At 54.5% G+C, this 13,435-nt stretch carries 11 protein-coding genes; 9 read left to right on the top strand and 2 right to left on the bottom strand.

Annotated elements, in window-relative coordinates; genetic code table 11:
- The first annotated feature begins 11 nt into the window (after positions 1-11).
- From ACT3UM_RS13845 to ACT3UM_RS13835, 3 genes are all read left to right on the top strand, one after another.
- Positions 12-476 carry a ferritin family protein gene (locus tag ACT3UM_RS13845; RefSeq protein ID WP_498899662.1) on the top strand — a complete coding sequence of 155 codons (465 nt, stop codon included), beginning with the start codon at positions 12-14 and terminating at the stop codon, positions 474-476.
- Between the two features lie 154 nt (positions 477-630).
- Positions 631-1,269 carry a L,D-transpeptidase family protein gene (locus ACT3UM_RS13840; RefSeq protein WP_498899660.1) on the top strand — a complete coding sequence of 213 codons (639 nt, stop codon included), beginning with the start codon at positions 631-633 and terminating at the stop codon, positions 1,267-1,269.
- A 230-nt stretch (positions 1,270-1,499) separates the two neighbouring features.
- Positions 1,500-1,763 carry an Lpp/OprI family alanine-zipper lipoprotein gene (locus tag ACT3UM_RS13835; RefSeq protein ID WP_022523170.1) on the top strand — a complete coding sequence of 88 codons (264 nt, stop codon included), beginning with the start codon at positions 1,500-1,502 and terminating at the stop codon, positions 1,761-1,763.
- 186 nt (positions 1,764-1,949) lie between these two features.
- On the opposite strand, the gene ACT3UM_RS13830 is transcribed toward ACT3UM_RS13835, so the two are convergent.
- Positions 1,950-3,119, bottom strand: a complete 1,170-nt coding sequence (locus ACT3UM_RS13830) for a L,D-transpeptidase family protein (protein WP_498899658.1) — start codon at positions 3,117-3,119, stop codon at positions 1,950-1,952.
- Positions 3,120-3,211: 92 nt separating this feature from the next.
- Positions 3,212-6,661, bottom strand: a complete 3,450-nt coding sequence (gene mfd / locus ACT3UM_RS13825) for a transcription-repair coupling factor (protein ID WP_498899657.1) — start codon at positions 6,659-6,661, stop codon at positions 3,212-3,214.
- Between the two features lie 233 nt (positions 6,662-6,894).
- Between mfd and ACT3UM_RS13820 the strand changes: the two genes are divergently transcribed.
- The 6 genes from ACT3UM_RS13820 to nqrE all read left to right on the top strand — a co-directional run bounded on the left by ACT3UM_RS13820 (position 6,895) and on the right by nqrE (position 13,375).
- Entirely contained in the window at positions 6,895-8,349 is a 1,455-nt protein-coding gene (locus ACT3UM_RS13820) for a glyceraldehyde-3-phosphate dehydrogenase (protein WP_498899655.1), read from the top strand.
- Positions 8,350-8,658: 309 nt separating this feature from the next.
- Positions 8,659-10,038, top strand: a complete 1,380-nt coding sequence (locus tag ACT3UM_RS13815) for a Na(+)-translocating NADH-quinone reductase subunit A (protein ID WP_498899653.1) — start codon at positions 8,659-8,661, stop codon at positions 10,036-10,038.
- Complete coding sequence (locus tag ACT3UM_RS13810) at positions 10,038-11,264, top strand: NADH:ubiquinone reductase (Na(+)-transporting) subunit B (RefSeq protein WP_498899651.1); 1,227 nt, start codon at positions 10,038-10,040, stop codon at positions 11,262-11,264. Before ACT3UM_RS13815 ends, ACT3UM_RS13810 begins: the two co-directional genes overlap by 1 nt.
- Positions 11,264-12,085, top strand: a complete 822-nt coding sequence (locus ACT3UM_RS13805) for a Na(+)-translocating NADH-quinone reductase subunit C (RefSeq protein ID WP_498899649.1) — start codon at positions 11,264-11,266, stop codon at positions 12,083-12,085. Before ACT3UM_RS13810 ends, ACT3UM_RS13805 begins: the two co-directional genes overlap by 1 nt.
- Before the next feature lie 2 nt (positions 12,086-12,087).
- Complete coding sequence (locus tag ACT3UM_RS13800; protein ID WP_498899647.1) at positions 12,088-12,756, top strand: NADH:ubiquinone reductase (Na(+)-transporting) subunit D; 669 nt, start codon at positions 12,088-12,090, stop codon at positions 12,754-12,756.
- Position 12,757: 1 nt separating this feature from the next.
- Positions 12,758-13,375, top strand: coding sequence for an NADH:ubiquinone reductase (Na(+)-transporting) subunit E (nqrE, locus tag ACT3UM_RS13795; RefSeq protein WP_009286984.1), 618 nt, complete (start codon positions 12,758-12,760; stop codon positions 13,373-13,375).
- Positions 13,376-13,435: the final 60 nt, after the last annotated feature.

Genomic DNA, 13,435 nt, shown 5'->3' with positions numbered 1-13,435 from the left:
AGGAGATTATAATGCGCTACAACCAAGTCAAAGATTTAGTCAAATGGGCCGCTGGTTTTCATGCGCGGATGGCGGCACAGTATAGCGAGGCCGCTGAAAAGGCAGACAATGAGCGCCTGCAGATGGCCTTTAATTACCTAGCCAGTCGCGAGCTAAAGATGAAAACGGGCCTTGAAGCGCTCTTTCATGATGGCTCTAATCAGTCAGAGGTGCTGGAATTATGGTTCGATGATTCGAGCGATTTCCCCCAGCCGCCTGAACTGGATCGCCTGGCAGAGCAAACGATAGCAGGCTCCTTAGAGGATGCGATGAGGACGGCAACGTCTTCGCACCAGCGTCTTCAAGGGCTTTATGAGCATCGTGCTTCGCGTGCGAAAATTGAGCCTGAAGAGGAATTCTTCAACGCCCTGGCTCAAGGGCATAATTCTGAAATACGCCATATAGCGGCCAGTATGGAAGAGTTGCAGGGCGTTTAATGGGGTTTTATCAGTGGTTTGTAGCTAATGGCTTATGGGGTGCGTCAGTCGTGACCATGACGAAATTACTAACGGCGGATGTGGGAATAAGGTATAACAGCCAGCAGATGTGCCCAGTCGGTCAATCACGGGCTAACCTGTTTCGAGAGCTTTCATGTTTTTAGTTAATCGCCGTCGATTTTTAGCCATGGCACTGAGTTTGCCGGCCGTGGCCAGCGCTGCCGTCACCGCGCCTGCCGGGCCTGGTCAGTCTGCCTCAACGGATCTTGTAGAGACAATGCTTAGCCGCGCCCATGTACCGCGCCATAGCAACGAGCTGTGGGTGCTGGTGGATGATAAAGAGGCGACGCTTAGCGTCTTTCGTGGCAATGCGCTACTGGAGCGGTTTGCGCCCATTTCGCTTGGCCGCGCTGGGGCTAAAACCCAACGGGTTCGCGGCGATAATGTGACTCCCATGGGTGAATTTCATATCAATCGTTTTAATTATGAAAGCCAGTGGCGTACCTTCATTGGCATTGATTACCCAACGCCGGTGCACGCTAGAATGGCGCTGGAAAAAGGCATTTATTCCCAAGCTGACTATGATGATTACTTCGACTACTATCGACGTTATGGTCACCCGCCGCAAAACACCGCACTGGGTGGGGCGATCGGGATACACGGTCTGGGTAGCGCGGATCCCGATATTCACGGGCGCTATCATTGGACCCAAGGGTGTGTCGCCGTGACTAACGAGCAAATTGATCGCTTGGCCGCGCTAGTGGGTGTTGGCACTCGCGTAGTGATCCGTTAAGCTATTGCCGTTGATGGAAGTTCGAGGTTTTAAATAAGTGGCTATAGACAACCGCTGTGGTCTATTATAAAACAGCGTTTGACTTGCGTGCTTCGCAGCACAAGTCACTGACAAGAACCTGCACCGCAGGTAGACAAATTTAAGCTAAGAACTTATTCTGATTTAAGTGACTAGCCTTACCTTTGTCATACCCTTAATGTAGTACCCAAGGACGACTCAAGGAGAACATTATGACTCTGAAAACTACTCTGAAGATGACTGCTGCTGCCGCTTCACTGGCAATTCTTGCTGGTTGTGCTTCTACCAGCGCGCTGGAAGAAGTTCGCATGACTGCAGAATCTGCACAGGCTGACGCTGCAGAAGCACGTAGCATGGCTTCACAAGCAATGAACACTGCAAACCAAGCCCAGCGCGATGCGCAGGCTGCTCTGCAGATGTCTGAGCAGAACCGTGAAGAAATGAACCGTATGTTCCAGCGTTCCATGCAGAAGTAATTCTGCTTGGGCTGCTGAGGGAGTCGCCCGGCTCTCTTCGCAGTTGCTGGAAAATGTAGTTAGTAGATAGATCGAAAATAGGGCGCTGTAAGTTGAGGCGTCAGATAATTAGGTTATTTTACTAGCTACGCAAAAAACCCCGCCTCGGCGGGGTTTTTTGTTGCTTTTATACGGCAGAGGCGTCGTTTAGGCGTCTTTATCAGTGTCCTGGTTGACGCTGAGCTTAAGTTCGTCGATCAGTTCAACAGGCTCGGGTTCTGGCTCGGGTGCCTGAGGGCCGAAGAGGGCAATAAATTGACCGTCAGGGGCTTCGACGGCGCGCTGAATCCGTTCGGCGTCTATTTCAGCATCATTGTCAGTCAGCTCTGTGACGCGCTCCAGGGCGTTAAGCAGGGGTTCGAAACCTTCCGCGTTCTCTTCTAGTTGCGGAAACGACTGTACAAACAGCGTGCCGTCAGCAGCAAAGCCTGCTTTGAATGGCGCATCCATCAGGTTGACCTGGGTGCCACTGGGCAAGCGCTCATAAAGCGATTTGATATCTTCCGGGTACATGCGAATACAGCCACGGCTAACCCGCATGCCCACGCCATCGGGACGGTTGGTGCCGTGAATCAGATAGCTCGGCATGGCCAGCAGAATAGCGTGCTCGCCAAGGGGGTTCTGTGGGCCAGGTGGAACCACCGACGGGGCAGGTTCGCCACGCTCAGCTGCTTCGCGACGCATCGACGCTGGCGGTGCCCAGGCGGGGTCTTTGACCTTGACCGTCGTGCGGGTGATGCCGACAGGAGTGGCAAACTCTTCACGCCCCACGCTAACCGGGTAGGTTTCGACGATGCCGGGTTTATCGGCGGGGTAGTAATAGAGGCGCAGCTCAGAAAGGTTGATCACAACGCCTTCCCGCGGCGCAGGCGGCAGAATGTATTGGGCGGGGATCACCACCTCGGTGCCTACCCCCGGTACCCATAGGCTGACGCCCGGGTTGGCCATGCGGATCTCTTCGTAGCCAATGTTGTGGCGGCGGGCGATATCAATCAGCGTCTGCTTGGGGTCTTCAACCACGACAGTGTAACGCTCGCCGATCACGTCGCCTTGTTCGGGGAGGCGGAAGTGGCCACGGGGCAGCTCGTCCTGGTCGGCAACCTGAGCAGCGCTATCGACGGCGTCGATACTGACTTCCTGGGCCTGCTCTTGTGGCGCCTCGGCTGATTGTTCCTGGGTCTGCTGTTCTTGCGCCTGGGTTGGGCTGTCGGCTTGCTCGTCAACCGTCTGCGCATAAGTGGGGCTAATCAGGCTGGCGGCTAATAGCACGGCCAAGCTGGTGGGGCCCCAGAGGGTAAAGGTATCGCGAATGTTCATGGTCGTTCCTAATGTGTTGATTCACTGCTGCTGCGCGTTGTGGGGCCACTGTTGCTAATAGCGGCTGGTTACTGGCAATTTTGCCCCAAGCGTCACGCCGCCGCTACTTTTTGATTCAGGGTGCTAAGTAGGTTTTCAAGCTGCTGGAAGCGCTTGTCGACACTTTCCATTGGTAATTCAAATCGTAAGGTGTCAGATCCATCCAAACGGTAGTGCTTGGGTGACGTCTGAATGAGGTTCACCAGGGTTAACGGATCCACTTGGGTACTGCTATCAAACAGTACTCTACCGCGGCTTTCCCCAGCCTCGATCTTGCTGATGCCGAGCTGCTCAGCGCGGTGGCGCAGCTTGGTCTGGCGAATCAGGTTTTTAAGCGGAGCGGGTAGTAAGCCAAAGCGGTCAATGAGCTCAACCTGCAGCTCTTTAAGCTCGCTATCGCTCTGGGTGTTGGCGATCCGCTTATACATGACCAGCCGCTGCTGGACATCGTGAATGTAATCATTGGGAATCAGCGCGGGTAGGTTGAGGTTAATCTCCACGCCGGTATTGAAGGGCGCATCAATATTGGGCGTTTTGCCGGCACGAATGGCCTTCACTGCACGATCCAGCATCTCCATATAAAGCGTGTAGCCGATGGTTTCCATCTGGCCGCTCTGCTCGTCACCCAGCAGTTCACCCGCGCCGCGGATCTCCATATCGTGGCTGGCCAGGGTAAAGCCTGCGCCTAAATCGTCCGAAGCGCTAATCGCTTCCAGGCGTTTGATGGCATCGCGGGTCATCGCTTTGGGTGGCGGGGTCAGTAGGTAGGCGTAAGCCTGGTGGTGGCTACGCCCAACCCGGCCCCTCAGCTGATGCAGTTGCGCCAGGCCAAATTTATCGGCGCGCTCAATAATAATGGTATTGGCACTCGGCACATCAATGCCGGTTTCAATAATGGTCGAACATACCAGCACGTTAAAGCGGCGGTGGTAGAAGTCCGACATGATGCGTTCCAGGCTGCGCTCGGGAAGCTGGCCGTGGGCAACGCCCACGCGTGCCTCGGGGATCAGCTCACGGATCTTTTCAGCACTGTTTTCAATGGTTTTGACTTCATTATGCAGCACATAGACCTGACCGCCGCGGAGTATTTCGCGCAGCAGGGCTTCCTTAATGATGCTGGCGTCGTGCTGCTGGACAAAGGTTTTGACCGATAGGCGGCGGGCGGGCGGCGTGGCGATAATCGACAGGTCGCGGATGCCGCTCATGGCCATATTGAGCGTGCGCGGTATAGGAGTGGCGGTCAGTGTTAAAATATCGACTTCAGCGCGCAGCGTTTTGAGTTTCTCTTTTTGCGCAACGCCAAAGCGGTGCTCCTCATCGATGATCAGCAGGCCCATTTTGGGCAGCTCAACGCTTTTAGCGAGTAGCTTGTGGGTGCCGATGACGATATCCGTTTGGCCGCTTTTAATGCTCTCGAGCGTCTGGGTGACCTCTTTGCCGCTGGTAAAGCGCGAGATGAGGCCAATATTGACGGCGGTATCGGCAAAGCGGTCGCGGAAGTTCTCGAAGTGTTGGCGCGCCAGCAGGGTAGTCGGTACTAGAACCACCACCTGACGGCCAGACTGCACGGCCAGAAACGCCGCGCGCATGGCGACTTCGGTTTTACCGAAGCCGACGTCGCCGCACACCACGCGATCCATGGGTTGTGGCGAGATCATGTCGCTGATCACCGCTTCAATTGCCGCGTGCTGGTCGGGGGTTTCTTCAAACGGGAAGTTGCCTGCAAAACGCAGGTACTCCTCGCCTGGCGCTTCGTAGACCACCCCTTGCTGGGCTTCCCGGCGGGCGTAGACATCCAGCAGTTCCGCGGCGGTATCACGAATTTTCTCGGCGGCTTTACGGCGGGCTTTTTCCCACTGATCCGAACCTAGTTTGTGCAGCGGCGCCAGTTCGTCACCGGCACCGCTGTAGCGGGAGATCATATGCAGGCTGTCGACGGGCACATAAAGCTTGGCGCCATCGGCGTAGGAGAGCGCCAGGAACTCATTCGCCTGGCCACCGGCCTCTAAGGTTTCCAGCCCTAGGTAGCGGCCAACGCCATGGGCTTGGTGAACCACTGGCGCGCCTTCGCGCAGCTCCGATAAGTGACGTACCGCAAGCTCGTTGTCGTCGGTGGCTTTTTCGCGCCGACGGCTCTGGCGTACCACGTCGCCAAACAGCTCGGTTTCGCTAATCACCGCAACGCTTGGGTTATTCAGCCATAGGCCGCTATCCACCAAGCCTTCGGTGATGGCATAGGGTTGGCCGCTGGCGAGAAAGTCGTGGAAGCTATCGGTGTGGGGGAGGGCGAGTCCGAGAGGCGCCAGTATCTCTTCCAGCGCTTCACGCCGGCCCCGGGACTCCGCCACAAACAGCGCCCGGGTTTGAGCGTGGGCATGCAGAAACGCCGACAGCTCGGCAAGCGGCTGCTTGGCGCGAGCATTAATAGACAGCGTGGGGAGCGGCGCGGCTTCAGGCTGCTGCGCGTGGCGCTGCTCGCTATCCTCAGTAAGTTCGATACGTGGTCGGGCTTTAATTGCTGAGAATACGTCATTGACCGGAAAAAACGCCCGGTGTGGGGGCAGCAGCGGTCGTGTGGGGTCAACACCCAGGTTAACGTAACGGGCGTCGATTGACTGCCAGTGCTGCTCTGCAGAATCAAAAACGCCCGGCAGTAGCGCTACCCGGGTATCGTCCGTTAAGTGGTCAAACAGCGATGCGGTCTGCTCGAAAAACAGCGGCAGATAGTGCTCAAGCCCGGGTGAAGGAATGCCTTTCAGGGCATCGTTGTAGAGCGGGCACTGGCGGGGGTCAACGTCGAACAAGGTCTCAAACTGTTCGCGAAAACAAGCGATCGCGCTGCGGCTTAACGAATATTCGTGTGCAGGTAGCAGCTCCAAGGCGTCTAGTTTGTCAGTGGAACGCTGGCTGCCGGGATCGAAGTGGCGCAGGGTATCGATCTCATCATCGAATAGATCAATGCGGATCGGCTCGTCCATGCCCATGGCAAACAGGTCAATTAGCGCACCGCGCATGGCGTATTCACCGGGCTCATACACGGTTTCGACAGCGCGATAGCCCGCCCGGGAGAGCGATTCACGAAACCCTTCGCGATCTAACCGCTCGCCGGCTTTAAGCGTCATTACCCGTCCGGCGATATATTCAACCGGGGGTAAGCGCTGCATCAGCGTATTGATCGGCACCAGCACAATACCGCGCACGCCATCTTGCAGTTGGCGCAGGGTGCGCAGCCGGGCCGAGACAATATCCTGGTGGGGCGAAAAACTATCGTAGGGCAGCGTTTCCCAATCGGGGAAAGGCAGTACCGGTACATCGCTATAGAAGTAGAGATCTTGTTCCAGGCGCTGGGCGCTGGCCGTATTGGGGGTAATCACCAATAGCGGGGCTTTAGCAGCAACGCGGGAGAGTGCCAGCGCCGTCGCGCTGCCCGGCGGCGATGTCCAGTAGAGCGTATCGCGAGTCCCTTGGGGCTGGGGCGGTTCGAGCAGTGAGAATGTCGGCATGAGCAAGATATCGTTTTGCGCTGAAACGGAAGGGAGATCATACACGATCACCGGTTTCAGTTAGAGTGCCGCGACGGATGGTAGCGGCTGAATCTTTTCCCATAAGGTCGTTTTGTAGTGAGATCGGCGTTTCTGTAATACCCCTACATGGTGTGCGACTATCCATTCATTGCGGCCGCGTAGCTCGCCCCGGATAATGCACCCACCGTTTCCACTACCTGATGAGGCCGCACGTGAGTCAGCAAGCGCTCGAAAACGTTTTTCAAGAATGGCAAGGCAACGAAGCCTTGGCGGAGCAGATGATCCCGTTAGTAGGGCAGCTCTATCGTCAGAATAATGTCGTTGCCACCATGTTCGGACGTTCGCTGATCAAACGCTCGGTCATTCGTATCCTTAAAGACCACCGTTTTGTGCGCAAGTTAGAGGGCACTGAGCTCTTGGTTGAGGATACCTACCCCATTGTGAAGGGCATGGTCGCTTTGAACCTTGGTCCTGCTCATGTGGATATAGGCAAGCTGGCGGTGATGTTCAAGCGCCAGGGCGGTGGTGATGTCGACGCCTTTCTGCGTAAAGAGTTGCACGAAATTATTGATGGCTACCAGCCAGGCGCCAGCACCGGCGAACCACAAGATGTGGTGCTCTATGGTTTTGGCCGCATTGGCCGCCTACTGGCGCGGGTGATGATTGAGAAAGCCGGTGGCGGTAACTTGCTGCGCCTGCGTGCGATTGTGGTTCGTGGCCGTGGTGATGTGGCCAAAGATCTGGAAAAACGTGCCAGCCTACTGCGCCGCGACTCTGTTCATGGGCCCTTTGACGGCACCATCATGGTTGATGCTGAAGCGCGTACGCTGACGGTTAACGGCAATGTTATACAAGTCATTTACGCCGATTCTCCCAGCGAGATTGACTACACCAAGTACGATATCGATAACGCAGTGATTGTGGATAATACCGGTATTTGGCGTGATGAAGAGGGCCTGGGGCAGCACCTACAATGTAAAGGCGCTGCCAAAGCACTGCTGACGGCGCCAGGTAAGGGCGATATCAAGAATATCGTTTATGGTATTAACCACGAATCTATCGGTGATAGCGATCTTATTGTCTCCGCTGCATCGTGTACCACCAACGCCATCGTGCCGGTATTGAAAGTGCTTAACGATGAGTATGGTGTGGTCAATGGTCACGTAGAGACCGTGCATGCGTATACCAACGACCAGAACCTTATCGATAACTACCATAAAGGCGATCGTCGCGGCCGTAGTGCAGCGCTGAACATGGTGTTGACCGAGACAGGCGCCGCCAAGGCGGTAGCCAAAGCGCTGCCAGAGCTTGAAGGTAAGCTGACCGGTAATGCCATTCGCGTGCCGATCCCCAACGTCTCCATGGCGATTCTTAACCTGACCCTCGATAAAACCACCGATGCAGTCGCACTCAATGACTATTTGCGGCGCATGTCGATTGAGTCAGCCTATCAGAAGCAAATCGACTTTGTTGACTCTGCAGAAGTGGTGTCGTCGGACTTTGTCGGCAACCGCCATGCCGGTATTGTCGATGCGAAAGCGACCATCGCCAATGGTCATCACGCTGTCGTATACATGTGGTATGACAATGAATTTGGCTACAGTTGCCAAGTTGTACGTATTTTACAGCAGATGTCTAACGTCCGATTTTTGAAACTTCCCCGCTGACGTGCGGAGGCTAGATTGCCCTTATGCGGGGCTGTCCGGCTGAATGCTATTGCCAACGCCACCTTAGGGTGGCGTTTTTTTTATCTCAATAAAGCCTTTTTTCGTTGTCTATAACACTTTAGGCGACCCTCAGGGATGTGGTCATTGGACGCGCTTATCTTTATAATGCGAGGGATTTTTCGGGGTGGTTCAAGTGCTGCTTGGGCCCGACTGGTAACACTCTGAGCAGAAAATAACAATTCACTGAGCAGAACATAAGCATTCGAACCCCATACCTTCGTATATCCGATCCAACAACTGGGCGAGACTATGATCGAAGTCAAAAAAGGCCTGGATCTCCCCATCACGGGAGCGCCCGAGCAGCGTATTGAAGATGCGCAGGCTGTGCGCCACGTGGCAATCCTGGGAACTGACTACGTTGGCATGAAGCCGACAATGGAAGTCCAGGAAGGGGATAAGGTCAAACTGGGCCAATTGCTCTTCACCGATAAGAAAATTGATGGTGTGCGCTATACAGCGCCCGCTGCCGGTGAAGTGCTTGCAATAAACCGTGGCGAAAAACGTCGTTTACTATCTGTCGTAATCAAAGTCGATGAAACTGAGGAAGCGGTTGAATTCGCTGCTCACGATCGTAATGCCATAGCGCAGCTTGAGCGTCAGGTCGTTGTCGACCAACTGGTAGAGTCGGGACTCTGGACTGCATTACGCACTCGTCCTTTCTCACGCACGCCGGCCATTGATAGCACCCCGGCCGATATTTTTGTAACCGCCGTGGATACCCATCCACTTAGCCCTGACCCTGCCCTGATCATTAATGAACAGGCGCAGGCATTTGAAGATGGCCTCAAGGTGTTAGCGCGCCTGACCGAGGGCAACGTCTTCTTATGTACAGGGGAGAATGGTACAGGCGAAAAGGGTACAGGCGAAAATGCCTCGATCCCGGGTGGCGATATTGACGGCGTAAAAACCGAAAGCTTTGCCGGCCCTCATCCTGCGGGGCTTGTCGGCACGCATATTCACTACCTCTCTCCAGTCGCACTGCATAAAAAAGTGTGGCACATCGGTTATCAGGACGTTATTGCGTTCGGTAAGTTGTTTGTCGAAGGGAAGTTGGATATGAGCCGAGTGGTCGCCATTGGTGGCCCGCGCGCTGAAAACCCTCGCTTGGTCCGTACACGTGTCGGCGCCAGTACGGAGGAACTCCTGGCAGGCGAAGTCATCAAACCCGATGACACCCGCGTTATCTCTGGTTCTGTATTCTCTGGTTTTGCCGCTGAGGGTAAACTGACTTACCTTGGTCGCTTCAGCAATCAACTAAGCTTGCTGGAAGAAGGCAACAAGCGTACGTTTATGGGTTGGCTCTCTCCTGGTGCCAATCGCCACTCGGTCTTGGGGATCTACATCTCCAAGATCAAAGGCCTGAGCAACTATGCGCCGACTACCTCTACCAATGGCTCCGAGCGTGCTATGGTGCCGGTAGGTGCATATGAAACGGTCATGCCGCTGGATATCATGCCGACTCAGCTACTGCGTTCGCTGATCGTGGGCGACATTGAGGTTGCCATGCAGCTTGGGTGTTTGGAGCTGGACGAAGAGGATCTGGCGCTGTGCACGTATGTTTGCCCCGGCAAATACGAATATGGCCCCATCCTGCGTGACAATCTCACCATGATCGAGAAAGAGGCCTGATGATGGGTATTCAACAGACACTCCAAAATATCGAGCCGCATTTCCACAAAGGCGGAAAGTACGAAAAGTTCTATCCGCTATTTGAAGCGGTAGATACCATTTTCTATACACCGCCGAGCGTGGCTAAAACCACCGCGCACGTGCGTGATGGTATCGATCTAAAGCGCATCATGATTACCGTATGGCTGTGTACCTTCCCAGCCATGCTGTTCGGTATGTGGAACGCAGGCTGGCAGGCTAACACCGCCATCGACGCAGGCTATGCCTCTATGGCTGGCTGGCGTGAAGCCATTATGATGACGTTGGCAGGTGGACATGACCCAAGCAGTTTCTGGGCTAATTTTGTCCTCGGCGCTACCTACTTCTTGCCTATTTATCTTGTCACCTTTGTGGTTGGTGGCTTCTGGGAAGTGCTCTTTGCTATCAAGCGTGGCCACGAAGTTAACGAAGGTTTCTTCGTTACCTCGGTGCTGTTTGCGCTGATACTTCCGGCCACTATTCCGTTGTGGCAGGTGGCTCTAGGTATCACCTTTGGTGTGGTGATCGGTAAAGAAATCTTCGGTGGCACGGGTAAGAATTTCTTGAACCCAGCGCTAACCGGCCGTGCATTCCTTTACTTTGCCTACCCAGCGCAAATCTCCGGTGACTCTGTATGGGTGGCCGCCGATGGCTATACCGGTGCGACGGCACTCTCTATGGCGTTCCAGGACGGTATGTCTGCGCTGACCGACGCCTTTAGCTGGTGGGATGCTTTCCTTGGCTTTATTCCCGGCTCTGTGGGGGAGGTCTCGACGCTGGCGATCTTTATCGGCGCTGCGGTGCTGCTGTGGACGCAGATTGCCTCCTGGCGAATCATGCTGGGGGTATTCTTGGGAATGGTGGTAACCAGCACGCTGTTTAATCTGATCGGCTCTGACTCGAATCCAATGTTTGCCATGCCGTGGTACTGGCACTTGGTCATTGGTGGCTTCGCCTTCGGTATGGTATTCATGGCGACTGATCCGGTGTCAGCCTCGATGACCAACCAAGGTCGTCTGCTGTTTGGTGCGCTGATAGGTGTGATGACCGTCTTGATTCGCGTTGTGAACCCGGCTTTCCCGGAAGGCATCATGTTGGCAATTCTATTCGCTAACCTGTTTGCACCGCTGATTGACCATTTCTTCGTCCAGGCCAACATTAAGCGTCGCGTGAAGCGTACCGGCGTTCCGGCCGAGGAGACTGCCTAATGGCACAAGGTAACAACTCCATCAAAAAAGTCCTGATTGTGGCGTTCTCACTGTGTATCGTGTGCTCCGTCATCGTCTCGACCGCTGCGGTTGCTTTGCGGCCCATGCAGCAGCTTAACCAGGAGCTTGATCGTAAAACTAATATCTTAAACGTTGCCAAGCTTTATGAGCCGGGTATGGACGTTGAAAAGGTATTTAGCGACGAGATCACCGCTCGAGTCGTTGACCTGGATACGGGCGAGTACTCTGATGAGTTTGATCCCGATACCTACGATAGCTTTGAAGCTGCTCGTGACCCTGCCTCGGGTCGCACGCTTTCCGGCGAGCAAGACATCGCGGGTCTATCACGGGTCGAAAACTACGCCACGGTTTACTTGATTGGCAGTGAAGACGACCCGGAACAGATCGTGCTGCCGATTCGTGGTCAAGGCCTGTGGGGCTTAATGCGCGGCTTCCTGGCCGTAGAGGGTGACGGCAATACTATCGTTAGTATCACCTACTACGAGCACAGCGAAACGCCAGGTCTGGGTGCTGAAGTTAACAACCCGCGCTGGCAAGCACAGTGGGAAGGTAAGAAAATTTACGATGAAGAGGGCGACCTCTCACCGGCAATTCACCTAACCAAAGGCGGCGCCAGTGACGAATACGAAGTCGATGCGCTATCTGGCGCTACGCTAACCAGTAACGGCGTCACTAATATGCTGCAGTTCTGGCTAAGCGAAGAAGCTTTCGGTCCCTATTTGGCTAAATTCCGCAGTGGCACTGAGCCGGAAGACGCCGAAGACACCGATACCAACTTCGAAGACGTTGAGGGGGCCTGATCATGGCGGACGTAAATGCAAAAGGCGTTTTAACGGCGCCGATTTTCCACAACAACCCCATTGCGCTGCAAATTCTGGGGATCTGTTCAGCACTGGCGGTAACCACCAGTATGAGCGTATCGCTCGTTATGGCGCTGGCGGTTATTTTCGTAACGGCATTTTCTAACCTGTTCGTATCGTTGATCAGGAATCACATTCCCTCTTCGATTCGTATTATCGTACAGATGACCATTATTGCCTCGCTGGTTATCGTGGTCGATCAGATTCTCAAAGCCTACGCTTATGAGATGTCCAAACAGCTCTCCGTGTTTGTTGGCCTGATCATTACCAACTGTATCGTCATGGGGCGTGCGGAAGGTTTTGCGATGTCCAATACCCCGGGCATGTCGTTTTTAGACGGTATCGGCAACGGCCTGGGTTACGGTTTTGTACTGATGGTAGTGGGCTTTGTGCGCGAGCTGCTGGGGTCGGGCAGCGTATTTGGTATTACCATCTTCCAGACCATCCAAAACGGTGGCTGGTATGTTCCCAATGGCCTGTTGCTACTGCCGCCTTCGGCGTTCTTTATTATCGGTCTACTGATCTGGGTGATGCGTTCCGTTAACCCTGAGCAGGTAGAAGCTAATGAGTTCAAAATGAAGGAAAACACCCAACCCAAGGAGGCCGTGTAACATGGAACATTATCTGAGTCTTTTTGTTGCCTCGGTGTTTGTTGAAAACATGGCACTGGCCTTCTTCCTGGGGATGTGTACTTTCTTGGCGGTGTCCAAAAAAGTCTCCTCAGCGATTGGCCTGGGCATTGCGGTTATTGTGGTGCTGACGGTTACCGTCCCCGTTAACAATCTTGTCTATACCTTCTTGCTGCAGGAAGGCGCGTTGACCTGGACCGGAATCAGCGGTGCTGAAAACATTGACCTTTCATTCCTTGGGTTGCTTTCCTATATCGGTGTTATTGCCGCGCTGGTACAAATCATGGAAATGTTCCTTGATAAATACGTGCCGTCGCTCTATAACGCGCTAGGGGTATTCCTGCCGCTGATTACCGTTAACTGCGCCATTCTTGGTGGCGTATTGTTTATGGTCGAGCGTAGCTATAACTTCGGTGAAGCTGTGGTCTACGGCTTTGGTGCGGGTACCGGTTGGGCACTGGCCATTGCGGCCCTGGCGGGTATTCGTGAAAAGCTGAAGTACAGCGATGTGCCGGGTGGCCTGCAAGGGCTGGGCATTACTTTCATCACCGTGGGGCTGATGTCGTTGGGCTTTATGTCCTTCTCGGGCATTCAGCTTTAATCGGAGCCGGTTTTTCCCCGCGGTGTGAAATACCGCGGGGTAATAGAAAACCTCCAGCAA

The organism is Halomonas sp. AOP13-D3-9, from assembly GCF_052379125.1.
GTDB lineage: Bacteria > Pseudomonadota > Gammaproteobacteria > Pseudomonadales > Halomonadaceae > Vreelandella.
The sequence above is the reverse complement of the archived record's forward strand: the minus strand, read 5'-3'. Positions and strand labels throughout refer to the sequence as shown.